The 14728-nt window shown below is 33.6% G+C and carries 20 protein-coding genes; 8 read left to right on the forward strand and 12 right to left on the reverse strand.

What is annotated here, in order from left to right; all coding sequences use genetic code 11:
* Genes SULAZ_RS07290 through SULAZ_RS07315 form a run of 6 tightly spaced genes read right to left on the reverse strand, consistent with a single transcriptional unit; the run spans position 1 to position 5750 of the window.
* A complete protein-coding gene (locus tag SULAZ_RS07290) occupies positions 1-768 on the reverse strand; it encodes a citryl-CoA lyase (RefSeq protein WP_012674203.1) in 768 nt (255 codons plus the stop codon).
* A 2-nt stretch (positions 769-770) separates the two neighbouring features.
* Positions 771-1412 (reverse strand): HAD family hydrolase, encoded by a 642-nt coding sequence (locus SULAZ_RS07295; RefSeq protein ID WP_012674752.1) that lies wholly within the window; start codon positions 1410-1412, stop codon positions 771-773.
* A complete protein-coding gene (locus tag SULAZ_RS07300; protein WP_012673916.1) occupies positions 1409-1828 on the reverse strand; it encodes an FtsB family cell division protein in 420 nt (139 codons plus the stop codon). Before SULAZ_RS07300 ends, SULAZ_RS07295 begins: the two co-directional genes overlap by 4 nt.
* The gene (gene eno, locus SULAZ_RS07305) at positions 1782-3062 is read right to left on the reverse strand and encodes a phosphopyruvate hydratase (protein WP_012674249.1); all 1281 of its coding nucleotides are present in this window, start codon (positions 3060-3062) and stop codon (positions 1782-1784) included. The genes SULAZ_RS07300 and eno overlap by 47 nt, the downstream gene beginning before the upstream one ends.
* Before the next feature lie 11 nt (positions 3063-3073).
* A complete protein-coding gene (locus tag SULAZ_RS07310; protein WP_012673469.1) occupies positions 3074-4522 on the reverse strand; it encodes an acetyl-CoA carboxylase biotin carboxylase subunit in 1449 nt (482 codons plus the stop codon).
* Entirely contained in the window at positions 4515-5750 is a 1236-nt protein-coding gene (locus SULAZ_RS07315) for an aspartate kinase (RefSeq protein WP_012674034.1), read from the reverse strand. The genes SULAZ_RS07310 and SULAZ_RS07315 overlap by 8 nt, the downstream gene beginning before the upstream one ends.
* 64 nt (positions 5751-5814) lie before the next feature.
* On the opposite strand from SULAZ_RS07315, the gene SULAZ_RS07320 reads away from it, so the two are divergent.
* Positions 5815-6543, forward strand: a complete 729-nt coding sequence (locus tag SULAZ_RS07320) for a YdcF family protein (RefSeq protein WP_012674785.1) — start codon at positions 5815-5817, stop codon at positions 6541-6543.
* On the opposite strand, the gene SULAZ_RS07325 is transcribed toward SULAZ_RS07320, so the two are convergent.
* Genes SULAZ_RS07325 through SULAZ_RS07350 form a run of 6 tightly spaced genes read right to left on the reverse strand, consistent with a single transcriptional unit; the run spans position 6523 to position 10712 of the window.
* Positions 6523-7119, reverse strand: a complete 597-nt coding sequence (locus SULAZ_RS07325) for a hypothetical protein (RefSeq protein ID WP_012675036.1) — start codon at positions 7117-7119, stop codon at positions 6523-6525. The genes SULAZ_RS07320 and SULAZ_RS07325 overlap by 21 nt on opposite strands.
* Before the next feature lies 1 nt (position 7120).
* The gene (locus tag SULAZ_RS07330; RefSeq protein ID WP_012674240.1) at positions 7121-7459 is read right to left on the reverse strand and encodes a DUF190 domain-containing protein; all 339 of its coding nucleotides are present in this window, start codon (positions 7457-7459) and stop codon (positions 7121-7123) included.
* Positions 7456-7833: a fluoride efflux transporter CrcB gene (gene crcB / locus SULAZ_RS07335; RefSeq protein ID WP_012674999.1), complete on the reverse strand. Its 378-nt coding sequence runs from the start codon at positions 7831-7833 to the stop codon at positions 7456-7458. The genes SULAZ_RS07330 and crcB overlap by 4 nt, the downstream gene beginning before the upstream one ends.
* Positions 7826-8782 (reverse strand): class 1 fructose-bisphosphatase, encoded by a 957-nt coding sequence (gene fbp / locus SULAZ_RS07340; RefSeq protein ID WP_012673605.1) that lies wholly within the window; start codon positions 8780-8782, stop codon positions 7826-7828. Before fbp ends, crcB begins: the two co-directional genes overlap by 8 nt.
* A 2-nt stretch (positions 8783-8784) precedes the next feature.
* A complete protein-coding gene (locus SULAZ_RS07345) occupies positions 8785-9291 on the reverse strand; it encodes a hypothetical protein (protein ID WP_012674321.1) in 507 nt (168 codons plus the stop codon).
* Positions 9292-9293: 2 nt separating this feature from the next.
* The gene (locus SULAZ_RS07350; RefSeq protein ID WP_012673778.1) at positions 9294-10712 is read right to left on the reverse strand and encodes a class II fructose-bisphosphate aldolase; all 1419 of its coding nucleotides are present in this window, start codon (positions 10710-10712) and stop codon (positions 9294-9296) included.
* An 83-nt stretch (positions 10713-10795) separates the two neighbouring features.
* On the opposite strand from SULAZ_RS07350, the gene ndk reads away from it, so the two are divergent.
* The 7 genes from ndk to SULAZ_RS07385 are packed head-to-tail and all read left to right on the forward strand — an operon-like array spanning position 10796 to position 14665.
* Positions 10796-11212: a nucleoside-diphosphate kinase gene (gene ndk / locus SULAZ_RS07355; RefSeq protein ID WP_012674367.1), complete on the forward strand. Its 417-nt coding sequence runs from the start codon at positions 10796-10798 to the stop codon at positions 11210-11212.
* A gap of 25 nt (positions 11213-11237) precedes the next feature.
* The gene (locus SULAZ_RS07360) at positions 11238-11708 is read left to right on the forward strand and encodes a DUF4149 domain-containing protein (RefSeq protein ID WP_187145713.1); all 471 of its coding nucleotides are present in this window, start codon (positions 11238-11240) and stop codon (positions 11706-11708) included.
* Positions 11709-11731: 23 nt separating this feature from the next.
* Positions 11732-12121 carry a HAMP domain-containing protein gene (locus SULAZ_RS07365; protein ID WP_012674596.1) on the forward strand — a complete coding sequence of 130 codons (390 nt, stop codon included), beginning with the start codon at positions 11732-11734 and terminating at the stop codon, positions 12119-12121.
* A gap of 6 nt (positions 12122-12127) precedes the next feature.
* Positions 12128-13051, forward strand: a complete 924-nt coding sequence (locus SULAZ_RS07370) for a DUF8082 domain-containing protein (protein ID WP_012674861.1) — start codon at positions 12128-12130, stop codon at positions 13049-13051.
* 13 nt (positions 13052-13064) lie between these two features.
* Positions 13065-13424: a roadblock/LC7 domain-containing protein gene (locus SULAZ_RS07375; protein WP_012674802.1), complete on the forward strand. Its 360-nt coding sequence runs from the start codon at positions 13065-13067 to the stop codon at positions 13422-13424.
* Positions 13425-13430: 6 nt separating this feature from the next.
* Positions 13431-14126, forward strand: coding sequence for a DUF4388 domain-containing protein (locus tag SULAZ_RS07380; protein WP_012674583.1), 696 nt, complete (start codon positions 13431-13433; stop codon positions 14124-14126).
* 5 nt (positions 14127-14131) lie between these two features.
* Positions 14132-14665 carry a GTP-binding protein gene (locus SULAZ_RS07385; RefSeq protein WP_012674004.1) on the forward strand — a complete coding sequence of 178 codons (534 nt, stop codon included), beginning with the start codon at positions 14132-14134 and terminating at the stop codon, positions 14663-14665.
* Positions 14666-14728: the final 63 nt, after the last annotated feature.

Raw genomic sequence — 14728 nt, forward strand, 5'->3', positions numbered from 1 at the left:
CTATTCAAGGTTTCTTGGTGGATGGCCTTGATACTCTATCTCTTCTTCATCTAACCTTCTGAAAGGTGGTTCTTGAGTTAGTTCTTCAAATGCATGGGCAACAAGTCCTGGGATTCTACCTATAATAAAAAACCCTTTTCCAAGTCTGTAATCAAATCCCATATCAGAGGTTATGGCTGCAATTGCACCATCTACGTTTAACACAAGTTTTTTACCTTTTATTTTGTATATCTCTTCTTCTAAAGCCAAAGCAAGTCTACAGTGTTTTCCAAAAAGACCTAACTCTTTTGCTAAGTTCATAAGTTTTTTTGTTCTAGGGTCAAAGTCTTTATAGTATTTATGTCCAAATCCTGATATCTTCCACTTCTCTTTTACCACTTTCTCTGCAAGTCTTGTAGCTACAGCTTCTACATCTTCCTCATCTTTTCCATACTCTTGCAGGAATCTCATAGCATCTTCTAAAGCTCCACCGTGATAATCTCCAAATGTAAGTACTCCTGCAGCTACCCCTACGTGGAGGCTGTTTCCTCCTGATATAACGTTTCTCAGAGCAACTACTGATGGTGGAGCTACCCCGTGGTCTATTACAGACACAAATATTGCATCAAACATCTTCTTTTCTTTTTCTGTTGGGAGTTCCCCTTTTAAAAGTAGATAGATGCCTTCAGAAAAGGAAAGTTTACCTATCATCTGGGTTAAAGGGTATCCTCGTATATAAGTCTCTTCTTTTGTGTTAAACGATATCTTAGTTCTCCATTTTTGAGCCATGTTTACACCTCTACTTCTTTTAGACTATTTATTACGTATTCAGGGTTTAAAGATAAAGCCAGTTGTTTGTTTCCATAACCATGTAGGACAAGACAGCTTTTGACTTGGGCATTTTTTGCTGTGAGAATGTCTGTTTCACTGTCTCCAATAAGGATTGAGTTTTGGTTGCTAACTTTTAACTTTTCTAAAGTGTAAAAAACTGGCACTGGACTTGGTTTTTTTTCAGAAGTTGTATCAGCTCCAACCACTAAATCTATGTAGTTTAAAATACCAAGTTTATCTAATATTCTTCTTGATAAATTTTCGTACTTATTTGTGACTACTGCTGTTAACTTGCCACTTTCTTTTATTTTTATAACTGTTTCTTGTGCTCCTTCGTAAAGTTTTGAATAGATAACAGGATTTTCAAAGTAAAACTCTCTAAAAAGTTCTAAAGCTTTGTCTCTTATATCTTGTGGATAGTCTGGTATTAGGTCTTCTATAAGCTTTTTAGCTCCATAACCTACTTTTGAGACTACTTCTTGTGTTGTTTTTGTTGGAATCTTTAACTTTTCAAATGCATAGTTTACGGCAATAGCTATATCTTCTGCTGAATCTAACAAAGTTCCATCTAAATCAAACATGAAAAGTTCAATATGTTTCATTGTAGTTTAAATTGTTGATATTTTGCTTTTATTTTATCTATCCATCTCTCTTGACTTTCTTGGTTTTCTTCTTTAGATTCTTTTTTCATACCTACAATCACGTAAACTTCCTCGTTATCTTTCATAAGCCCAAGGTTCTCTCTTGCCATCTTCTCTACGTAAAATGGGTCGTTTTGTAGGTAGTATATCTTTTTTTCTAAGTCTTGGTTCTCTCTCTTTATAGTATCTATCTGGGCTTGTAAGTTATTTCTTGTTTCTACTTTTTTAAAGTATTCAAAGATGTTGTTTTCTCCAAAACCTATAGTGTAAATGGCTGTTATGAGTAAAATAAAAGCCGCAGCCTTTAAGCTGCGGTCTATGAGTTTTTGGTTAAAATCTAAACTTTTTGAAAGCTTCTTTTCCTTTGAATACTGCATCTTTACCAAGTTCTTCCTCTATTCTAAGTAATTGGTTATACTTTGCTATTCTGTCAGTCCTTGAAGCTGACCCTGTCTTTATCTGTCCTGCGTTTGTTGCAACTGCTAAATCAGCTATAAACGTATCTTCACTCTCTCCAGATCTGTGGGATATTACTGCCGTATAGTTATTACTTTTTGCAAGTTCTATAGCATCTAACGTTTCGGTTAAAGTACCTATTTGGTTTAATTTAATTAAAACAGAGTTTGCAACATTATTTTTTATTCCTTCAAGTATTATTTTAGGATTTGTTGTAAAAAGGTCATCTCCAACAAGTTGTACCTTATTTCCTATTGTTGCAGTGAGGTTTTTCCATCCTTCCCAGTCATTCTCTGCAAGTCCATCTTCTATGGATATAACTGGATATGTTCCTACTATCTCTTCGTAAAGGATAACCATATCCTCACTTGTGAGATCTCTACCTTCAAATTTATATTTTCCATTTTCGTAAAACTCAGAAGATGCAGCATCTAAGGCTAAGAATATATCTTCTCCTGGTGTGTATCCAGCTTTCTCAATAGCCATCATTAAAAGATCAAGAGCTTCTTTTGTTGATCTTAAGGCTGGTGCAAAACCTCCTTCATCTCCTACGTTAGTCGAGTATCCTTTTTCTTTTAAAACCGATTTTAAAACGTGAAATGTTTCTACTCCTGCCCTTAAAGCTTCTTTAAAAGATCCACCACATACTGGTACTATCATAAATTCTTGAAAATCAAGGTCGTTATCTGCGTGGGCTCCACCGTTGATTACGTTCATAAGTGGTACAGGTAAAACCTTTGCATTACATCCACCTAAATACCTGTAAAGAGACATCTCTTTCTCTACAGCTGTTGCTCTTGCAACTGCTAAAGATACGGCAAGTATTGCGTTTGCACCAAAGTTTGATTTATTTTCAGTTCCATCAGCTTCTATCATTATTCTATCTATTCTAACTTGGTTTTCAGACTCTTCTCCAATTAAAAGGTCAGCTATCTTAGTGTTTATATTTTCTACGGCTTTTAAAACACCTTTTCCTAAGAATCTTTTTTTGTCTCCATCTCTAAGCTCTAAGGCTTCATTTACTCCTGTTGATGCACCACTTGGCACTATTGCAGATCCTACGGATCCACTTTCTAAAACAACCGTAGCTTCAACTGTAGGATTTCCTCTTGAATCTAAAACCTCTCTTCCATAAACGTCAACAATTATAGACATCTCAAACCTCCTTAAATTTTATGGTATGCGGCTATTGCTCCAGCTATAGCAGCTACTAAGTCTTCTAAGTCAGCTGTTTTATCTTCTAAGTTAAATGTAGGAAGTTTTTCTTCAATATATCTTGTAGTAAACTTACCCTTTATAAAATCTTCGTCTCTTACTATTGCCCTAAGGAGAGGTAGATTTGTAGGGACTCCTCTAACTATAAACTCATCTAAAGCTCTTCTTGCCCTGTTTACAACTTGGTCCCAAGTTAAAGCCCAGACTGATAGTTTTGCTATCATAGAGTCGTAGTAAGGCGGTATTACATAATCTTTATATACAGCTGCATCTACTCTAACACCGGGTCCTCCTGGAGAGTGGTAAGAAGTTATAGCTCCTACTGATGGAGCAAAGTTTCTTTTAGGGTCTTCTGCGTTGACTCTAAACTCTATTGCGTATCCACGCATTGTAATATCTTCTTGTAGAAAACCTAACTTTTCTCCTTGGGCTATCTTTATCATCTGCTGGACTATATCTATACCTGTAACCATCTCTGTAACAGTATGCTCAACTTGAAGTCTTGTGTTCATCTCTATAAAGTAAAAGTTATCTTTTTCATCAACAAGGTACTCTATCGTTCCAACATTTTCATATCCTACTTTAAACATTGCTTTAACTGAAGTTCTATACAACTCTCTTTTAACATCTTCGTTTAACGTTGGAGACCTTGCTATCTCAACTACTTTTTGGTGTCTTCTTTGGATTGAACAATCTCTCTCTCCTAAATGGACTACGTTTCCGTACTTATCTGCCATTATCTGTATTTCTATATGTCTTGGATTTTCAACGTACTTCTCTATAAATACGTCTCCTCTTCCGAAAAACTTCTTTGCTTCATTAAAAGCTGATTTAAACAGGTCTTCAAATTCTGATTCTTCTCTAACTATTCTCATCCCTCTTCCGCCACCACCAAAGGCAGCCTTCAGTATTACTGGATAACCTATCTCATCTGCTATCTTTTTTGCTTTTTTAATGTCTGAGATAGGCTCATCACTTCCTGGTAAAACAGGCACTCCAAGTTCTCTCATCTTTTTCTTGGCTGCCATTTTATCGCCAAAAAGGGCTATGTGATCCGGATGTGGTCCAATAAACACAATCCCTTGTTTCCAGCAGTACTCTGCAAACTCAGGGTTTTCTGATAAAAATCCATAACCGGAATGTATAGCATCACATTTTGTTTGTTTTGCAAGGTCAACTATTCTAAAGTAGTTTAAGTATGCTTGGATAGGATCACCAGGAATTAAATATGCCTCATCAGCTTTTTTAACGTATATACTTTTTGCGTCTGCTTCAGAGTAAATAGCTACAGTTTTAATATCAAGCTCTTTACAAGCTCTTATTATTCTGGTAGCTATCTCTCCTCTGTTTGCAATTAAAACTTTCTTTATCTCTTTTGTAAAGGTTTTTAGTTTACTCATACTGTATATCACCTTCCATGTTCTCTATAAAAGCTTCGTGGAGAGCCCTTACTGCAAGCTCTGCATACTTTTCATCTATAAGACAAGATATTTTTATCTCAGAAGTTGATATTGCGTATATGTTGATACCTTCTTTGTATAGGACTTCAAACATCTTTCCAGCAACACCTGAGTGGGTTTTCATACCAAGGCCTACTACTGAGATTTTTGCAATTTTATCGTTTCTTTCAACATCTTCAGCTCCAACTTCCTTCGCCACTTCCCTTGCTATCTCTTCAGCGTAATCTGCATCAGTTTTATTAACAGTAAAAGAGATATCTGTAAATCCTTTGTGGGAAACGTTCTGAACTATCATATCAACGACTATATTCTTATCTCCTAAGGCTTTGAAAAGTTTTGCAGCTACCCCGGGTTTGTCAGGTACTCTAACAACTGTTATTCTTGACTCTTTTAATTCGTGAGAAATCCCTCTTACTACTACTTTTTCCATCTCTTCATTCTCCTCCATTATCCAAGTTCCTTCTTCATCGTTAAAAGAAGACCTTACATGTATTTTTACGCCATACTTGGCTCCAAACTCTACAGACCTTATCTGCATCACTTTAGATCCTAAAGATGCCATTTCCATCATCTCTTCGTAAGATATTACAGGTATTTTTCTCGCATTTTCTACTATTCTTGGGTCAGCTGTAAAGACACCTGGAACGTCTGTATAAATCTCACATACATCGGCCTTTAACGCTGCAGCCAAAGCTACCGCCGAAGTATCAGAACCTCCTCTACCTAACGTTGTAATATCTCCATCTTCACTTACACCTTGAAATCCGGCTACTATAACAACCTTTCCTTCGTCAAGATGTTTTCTTATTCTATGGGTATCTATCTTTTTTATTCTTGCTTTTGTGTGGACGTTATCTGTTATGATAGGCACTTGCCAACCTGTTAAACTAATAGCTGGCACACCTAACTCTTGTAATGCAATAGCAACCAACCCTATAGCGACTTGCTCACCTGTTGCTACAACCATATCTTGCTCTCGAGGATTTGGTCTGTTTGACAGCTCTCTTGTAAGACCAATTAATCTGTCAGTTTCTCCGGTCATTGCAGAAGATACTACAACTACTTGATTTCCTTCATCTACAGCCTTTTTTATCTTTCTTGCAACATTTTTTATCCTTTCTATATTACCTACAGAAGTGCCACCATACTTTTGAACGATTAAAGGCAACAGTTATCCTCCTAATGAGTTGTAAATATGTTATTATAATTCTAACATAATTTAAAGGTGTGAGATGTTTTTCTTAAAAAAACTAATAACTTTCTTTATATTACCTCCAGGGCTTTTTATTGTTATTTTTAGTGTTATAGCATATTTTGGAAGGAAAGATAGAAAGATATTTATTGTTTCATTTCTATCAGCTTTTTTTATATATTTACTTTCAATAGAACCTGTTAAAGATAGTTTACTTAGACCTCTTGAGACTAAGTACCCTATTCCTAATAAGTTAAACGGAGATGTTATAGTTGTTTTAGGTGGTGGAAGTTATAACACAGGTATTTTAACAGAAGACTCTCTAAAAAGAGTTTTAACTGGGTTTGTTCTTCATAAAAAGCTTAACCTTCCTATAATCTTATCTGGAGGGTCTGCTATAACTAACCTTCCTGAAGCTGAAGTTATGAAAAATATCCTAAATGAACTTGGAGTAGACAAATCTATGATTTATACGGACGTAAACAGTAGGGATACGTTAGGGAATGCTTTCTTTGTAAAGAAGATATGCGAAAAAAATGGATTTAAAAGGATTATTTTAGTTACCTCTGCATACCATATGCCAAGGTCTGTAATCGTTTTTCAAAAAGCAGGTCTTGATGTTATTCCTTACCCGACAGACTTTAAGATGGATAAAAGATACACAGTTTACAGTTACTTTCCTAAAATGAACGTTTTACAAGACTCTACTAAAGCGATAAGAGAGTATGTAGGACTAATTGCTTACCAGTTAAACTGGATTTTGAGATGATTCTTCTTCTCTTTCTTTTTTAGAAACGTAAGTATAACGAGGTATGATCCATATTCCTCCTTCGTGTTCTATCGTTTCAAACCGGTTGTTGTAAAAGCTGTAAGCTGCAAAGGATAAAACTACAGCATCTAACTCTTTACCGATAAATCTTTTATCTTGAGATAAAAGTTTCTTGTTTAACTTTATTCCACTTTTCGGCAAGTTATAAAGCCTTTGTTCTAAACCTTCAGGAGTTTCAGCTGGTAGAATATCTTTATGGATTATCTTTTTCCAAAACTCTTCTACGTTAGACTTAAATATCCTTTTTTCTTTCTCTCTAAAACTTTTCTTATCTACCTGTCTGTACTCGAAAGTTTCAATTATATCTTTATAAAGATTTGAGTAAGCTTTATTTGTAAGGGATAGTTTTGAACTTACTCCAAAATCGTAGTTTACAGCAATGATTTCTGGATTGTAATGGTCTAAAAACCACAAAAGCCCTTCTTTATAAAATTTAAATATTCCTTTTACATACCTGTTGTTATCCATCAAAGAGACAATAAATACTTTATCTTTAACCTCTATTCCTGCAAACAAACTACTCTCCTTCGGCTGTGTATTTGATTACTTTTACTTTTTCCATGGTAATTAAACCATTTTTAACATACTTTTCTATGATTGGAATTACATTTTTTATTTTCTCTTCACTGTCTATAACTTCAACTATTATTGGTAGGTCTTCAGATAGGTCTAAAATAGAAGCAGAGTGTATAACGGTAGATTTTCCGTATCCTAATATCCCTCTAAGAACAGTTGCACCTGCTATATGATTTTCTCTTAAGATTTGGACAATCTTTTTATAAAGTGGTTTTCCTTCACACTTATCAGCTTCACCTATATGTATCCTTAAAAGTAAAGCTTCACCTTCTATTTTCATAGTAAACTCCTAGCAAAAACTATACCTAAAAAGGCTGATGTTAAAGATAATGTTAGATTTAAAATTACGTTTAATCCAGCTTTTATATAATCTCCGTCTATTAAAAGGGCAAATGTTTCATAAGTAAAAGATGACATAGTAGTAAAGCTACCACAAAATCCAACTGCCACAAAAAGTCTCCATAAAGGATCTAAAGACAACTTTTCTAAAAATAGAATCATAAAAAAACTCAGTATAAAAGATCCAACTGTATTTACTATCAACGTTCCATATGGAAAGTCAGACCCTAATATCTTTGCAGAATATACACCTGTAATGTACCTTAAAATAGTTCCTATTGCTCCACCAATAGCTAAAACTATGTACTTATCCATCTTTTAAGAACTCTTTTAACTTCTCTATCTCATACTTTCCACCTAAGAAGACAGGTACTCTTTGATGAATATCATTAGGTTTTATACTTAAGATATCTTCTTTTCCAGTTGTAGCGTATCCACCTGCTTGAGTAATCAAAAATGCCATAGGAGAAGCTTCATAAAGTAATCTTAACTTTCCATTTTTACTTTTTACATCAGCTGGGTAAGCAAAAATACCACCTTTTATTAATGTCCTATGAACATCTGCAACCATAGAACCAATATATCTTGAAGTGTAGCCTTCATCTTTCAGTGATTCAACATACTCCTTTAACCCTTTGTCTATCCATTTTTTGTCGTTAGATTCGTTAATTGAGTATATTTTTCCTTTCTCAGGTATTTTCATGTTAGGATGGGAAAGTAAGTACATTCCTACAGAAGGGTCTAAGGTAAATCCGTTTACACCGTTGCCTGTTGATAAAACAAACATAGTAGAAGATCCGTATATAACGTACCCTGCAGCTACCTGTTTATAACCTTCTTGTAAAAAGTCAGATACGTCAGAGTTTACTCTTTTATGAATAGAGAATATAGTTCCTATACTTATGTTCACATCTATGTTTGAAGATCCATCTAACGGGTCAAAAGCAATAATGTACTTAGCATCTTTTCCTTCTTCTGGAAAGATTGGCTCGTCTAACTCTTCAGATGCAAGGGCAAAAAACTCTCCCGATTTAGATAAGTACTGGATAAGTATATCGTTTGCAAGTTCATCTAACTTTTGGACTTCTTCACCTTGTATGTTTGTTTTACCTGCTTTACCTAAAACATCTACAAGCCCTGCCATTCTAACGTGAGACGCTATAACCTTTGTAGCAGACTCAAGTGCAACTAAAGCCCTTGATAGAGAACCTGTTGCATTTGGATACTTTCTTTCTTCTTCTAAGATAAAATTGTTTAAATCCATCTTTAGGCCTCCGCCAACTTTTTATACTCTTTTAATTTTGGTATAAACCTTTTATCTGTTATTCTTTGGTATATGTAATGAAAATCTAAAACTTTGTAGTAGGACTTTACAATCATTTTTACAAGATCACAAACCAAATCGTCTCCTTCTACACAGTACTTCATCATATCAAGTATTAAATCTTCTAAGGATATTACATTTAAGATTTCTTCTTTATCTACTTCTATCTGGTTTAACATTCCTGTTAAAAGGTGAAAATCTTTACTTACTTCTATATTTATATCGTCCTTTAACCACAAATCACCAAACCTTTGATAACCAAGGTCTGAAAGTACTTTCTCTAAAAGAGGAATATCAAGGTAAAGTAAAGATATGATGTTAGCAGGATACATTCCTTGTGTATAAACGGTAAGGGCAAACTTTCCTACAATTATAGGCTTGTGTTTTACCCTTACCTTATCAAACTCTCTGTAAATCTCTTTTATAGCTTTTATCTGTTTGTCTAACAAAATTAATCAGCTCCTGCTTCTAACTTTATGTCTTGGGCTTTTTGTTGAACGTCTTTTGTGGAACCTTTTATGTAAGGTGTTTTAATAAGTTTTATATACTTATCAGTATACTCTTTTGTTCCAAATACATTTAGTTTTTTAAATAAAAACTCAAACTTTTTCTCTATAGCATCTAAAATCTCTTCCTTGTTTTCTAAAGTCCACCACTGGTACTTAAACGGTCCCATTCCTCTTTTTCTTGATTTGTATAAAAACTGCTCTCTTGTCATTCCTTCTTTCCACTCATCTTTAAAGTTTTCTTCTATGAACTTGTAAACTTCCTCTTTAAACTTTTCTGGTGCAAGGTCAAACATTATGTTTTGAAATCCTGTTGCAAGGTGTATCTCACAGCAGTTATTTTGAGGAAACTTGTCAAAAAGCTCTTCTGGTAGTGTAGAAGCTCCGTGTTGAACAGTTCCAGCTAAACCGTACTTTTTCTTTGCAACTTCTCCAATATTCTTTAAAACATCAAAGTCAAGTTTTACCTTTGCTACAGTTCCATCAGGAAGTGGTATACCACCGTGCTCCGTTCCTGTTTGAACAGATATCTTTGATATTCCCGGGCGTTTTGTTATAGTTTGAAGGTATCCTTCCATAAATGCCTCAAATTCTTCTACTGTTGAGTTTTTGCCACCTATGTGTCCTATCTCAGCTCCAATAGAAATATCTATACCTTCTGGTTGTATCTCTCTTATATAGTCTGTCATTTTAGCTGTATTTAGATAGTTATGATACTGCTGCTCTTTTAAGGATTCTTTTGAGTAATCTACCAAAGTAGAAGGATCTATATCTATGTTATAAAATCCTGCGGCTACAGCTTCTTTAGTAAGGTCTTTTATAGCTTGCAGTTCTTTTTCTGGATTTTCAAAGTACTTTTTAGAAGAAAACTGGAAGTGGTCTCCCTGTATAAAGACAGGACCTTTATAACCTTCTTTTATAGCAGCTGCTAAAACACAGCTTGCATACTCAGATGGTCTTTGATAGGTGTACTCTATCTCTGATTTTGCTATCTCAAATATCATAGCTCCTATATTGTTTCTTAAAGCTACTTTGAACATTCTCCTTGCAACATCGTAGGTCATTCCTCTTATATTAACTGCAGGTGTAGTAAAGTCTTTGGTCTCACCTCTACCAACAGCCATGTATAAGTCGTGGATAGAGGATGGAATAGCACCAAACTCGTTAGCTATCTCCCTTATTATGTACTTAACTTCTTCTTTAAGGTTGTAATCTTTGGAAAATACAGCTGTATATATAAGGTCATCAATAACTTCATCTCTTAGTTTTTTCTCATCTAAAATAGATATTTTTCCATTTTCAATAGAAACAACATCTTTTAATCTTTCATTGACTTGGTGAGTGTTTTCAAGTATGGTTGCCATAGTTTCCCTCCAAACAAGATTTTGAAATTATTATAACATTTTTGTGCTATAATTTGATAAAAACTATATTAGGAGGAAAATCGATGGAAAGAACTTTAGTCTTAGCAAAACCAGACGCTGTAAGAAAAAACGTAGTAGGAAAAATCATCTCAAGGTTTGAAGAAGAAGGATTTAAGTTAGTTGCTCTAAAGAAATTAAAACTAACAAAGGAGCAAGCTGGAAAGTTTTACATAGTACATAAAGAAAGACCTTTTTATGACCAGCTTTGTGAGTTTATGTCTTCTGGACCTATAGTAGCTATGGTATGGGAAGGGGAAAATGTAATATCAAGGGTAAGAGAGATTATGGGAGCTACAGACCCAGCAAAAGCAGAGGAAGGAACTTTAAGAAAACTCTACGGAACAAATGTAGGTGAAAACGCAGTTCACGGGTCAGACTCACCTGAGTCAGCTGCATATGAAATACCATTTTTCTTCAGTGGGTTAGAAATTGTTGAATAAGTATGTTGCTTTTGTAATACTCTTAATGATAAGTGTTTTAATAGGGAGTAATGTATTTTTATCCTTTGTCGTTGCTCCCGTCCTTTTTTCAAACTTTGATAAAATTGCAGCTGGAAGCATTATGCAACTGATATTTCCTTACTACTTTAAAATCAACTGGATTTTGGGAATAGTTATCTATACTATTATAGGAGTATTATCTTTTAAAGATAAAGAAATTGTAAAATCTTTGAAATGGTTTTTAGTAAGTATTGGAGCTATAGTTATATTAAATATGGCACAAGACAGAAGCTTGCTTCCTATGGCACAATCTATTCAAAATCAGTATGTTCAAGCATTAGAAGAGAAACAAAATGAAAAAGCTAAAGTACTATACTCCCAATTTTCAACAGTACACAAAGTTTCATCGTTTGTAAATATAACAACGATGATTTTAGAAATATTTTTGTTGTACAATTTTTTAAGTTTTTTAAAATTTAGCCGAAATAAGTTATAAGTCGTGTAAAAGGGGGTATAAAAATGGAAAGAAAGTCTATATCTCAAAAAATCTTTATGATAGTTCTTGGTGGATCATTTGTTGGATCTTTATTTGTAGGGGGGTTAGTTTATTTTATGCTGGCTTCATCAAATGTTCAAGATGCTTTGGTAAAAGCTGTTATATCTGTAATTATCTCTCAAATAATGTTTCTTATCCCAGTGTTTGGAATTAAGAAGATTATAGACGATAAAATAGTTAGTAAGTTAAAAACTGTCGTTAACGGTATGCATGAAGTAAGTATGGGAAACTTAGATTATGAAATATATGTAGAAAAAACAGGAGATGAGTTAGAAGAGCTGGCTGAATCCTTTGATAGAATGAGAATGAGCATTAAAGCTATAATGGAAAAGTTAGAAAAAGGTGAGCTTTGATAATCTATGGAAGTAAAAAACCAGATCCTCAATCTTTTAAACAAGGTTTATAACGATACTAAACTTTATTATGTAGGTGTATTTGTTAAAGGTAAAGTTTTTGTTTCTAAATACACAGGAAGATTTGAAAATTTAGAGTCTAACTTTGCAAGAATTATAGAAAGGTCTTTAGAAATTAATGAAGCTATAAAAGATTTTAATGCAGAATTTTTGTTCTCAGAAAATAAAAACAAAGATTTTTCTATGTTCGTTTACTATGTCAGTAAGGATATAGCAATAGGTATGATCCATATTGGAAAACCAAACTTTTCACTTTTGAAGGTGGTAGCTGTAGATTTAGCAAAAGAAGTTAAAAAGTTTGAAAAAGAGCTTTTAGAGTTATATGAAATCCAGTTAAAAGATAAAGAAGAATCATCAACTAAGGAAGAGATTAACCTAATTAAAAAAGAAATACCGCAAAAAGAAGTTAGCATAGACTCAGATATAACTGAATTAGAAAAAGTTTTAACTCAAAATGTAGAAACTGAGAAAGTCGAAAAAATAGAAAATCCAGACCTATTTGACATTTTGAAAGAAGATATTGAAGCAGAATCTATTAAAAATCAAGAAAATACTGATGTATTGAATATTCAATCTGTGCCTGATTTAAGTGAAATACTGACTTCAGATAGCGAGAATTTAACGGAAAAAGGAATAGAAACTATAGACACAGAGAAAATCTTTGATGAAATCGGCATTATCTTTATAAAGTATATAGGTCCATTTGGTAAATTTTTATTTAATAAAAAAAGGCAGGAGTTTTTTAAAACAAATACGATAAATAAGTTTTCTATGGTAAAATTTTTCCACAACCTTGCCGAAGAAATACCAGATAGTAAAAAAAGAGAAATGTTTGTAGAAGAGTGTAAGGAAAAATTGTTAAACATTTAATCTGGAGGGCATCATGGCTGTAAAATATTATGAAATATTGGAAAGTTTGGTAAGAGATGCTGGAGCAGAAGGTGCAGTACTTGTTAGTGTCGACGGTTTAGCTATCGCGTCTGTATTACCACCGGGTGCAGATGAAGATAGAGTAGCCGCAATGGGAGCTGCAATACTATCCCTTGGAGAAAGAGTAACGGCAGAATTAAATAAAGGATCACTAGAGCAGCTTTACATAAAAGGCTCCTCTGGATATGTTATATTTACAGGTGTTAAGGATGTTGCAGTTTTAGGAGTATTGGCACCTGCAAATGCAAAGTTAGGACTTTTACTTATGGAAATACAAAGGACTATCAAAAAGTTAGAAACAGAGTTAGGATGATAACCTATGGCTATAGCTGGTGATTTAAGAATATTTAACTTTGTTGACGTATTTCAAGTTTTAAAGAAAGATAAAAAAGATGGTATTCTTGTAATAGAAAAGGATGATACAAACTACGCTGTATACTTTAAAGAAGGAGATATAGTCTTTATAAGAGAAGTTAAAAAAGTTTTTTACGTTTACCTTGATGTAGATTTTGAAGCTGTATTAAAAAAGGAAGGAATCTCAAAAGAAGAAATGTATAATGTTTTAGTTGCAAAATTACCTAATCTACTTAACTTAAAAGAAGGTAAATTTTCCTTTACATCTGGATTTATAAAGTATCCTCCAGACGTAAAGTCAAAGATTCCTATCGAAAAGTTAATTATGTATCTTGCAAGACAGTTAACAGAAGAAGAAGTTGAAAGGAAAATATCTGATTTTGGTTTAGTCTTTGAAAAAACAGAAAATTGGGATGAGATAGCAAAAAAAGCTTTCTTGTTAGATCACGAGAAAAAAATCTTACATTTGATTGATGGAAAGAATAAAGTTTCAGATATTATTTATATTTCTAAAGTGAATGATTTAATTGTAAAAAGAACCCTTTATGGATTTTTAGCCTGCGGAATAATTCAGAGAGAGAAGAAAAAAGAAAGGAAGTTAGGTTTTGACCTAACAAGAACACTCCTTAATAAGATTATATCTAAGATAAGAGGGTTGTAAGTAAAATGGCAGAGAAAAAGATAAAAATAGTAATATCAGGTCCTTACGCAGCAGGTAAAACTCAGTTTATAAATACTATCAGTGAAATAGAAACGGTAAAAACCGAGGCAAGAACTACAAAAGCTGGGGAGAAAGAGAAAAAAGATCACACTACAGTAGCAATGGACTTTGGTAGAATAAAAATAGATGATGAGCATACCCTTTATCTTTTCGGAACACCGGGACAATCAAGATTTGATTTTATGTGGGATATCTTAGGTAAAGGTATGGTTGGATTAGTTGTTTTAGTTGATAGTACTGACCCGGCAACTTTCCACGAAGCAAGAAGAATAATTAACTATTTTGAATCAAGGTATCCTGCTCCTTTTGTTGTTGGTTGCAACAAACAAGACTTAAAAGGTGCATGGAGTCCAGAAGATATTAGAACTGCGTTAGATTTAGGAGAAGAGATAAAAGTTTTACCTTTAATTGCAACAGATAAAGAAAGTGTAAAAAAGGTTTTACTTGAGTTGTTGGAAGAGATAGGTAAATATATATAAAAATCCTATTTTTATTCTTTAATAAATTAATTTTTAATCTAAATTTAAAAAATCCCCCTCTTT

It is taken from the genome of Sulfurihydrogenibium azorense Az-Fu1 (assembly GCF_000021545.1).
Classification (GTDB): domain Bacteria; phylum Aquificota; class Aquificia; order Aquificales; family Hydrogenothermaceae; genus Sulfurihydrogenibium; species Sulfurihydrogenibium azorense.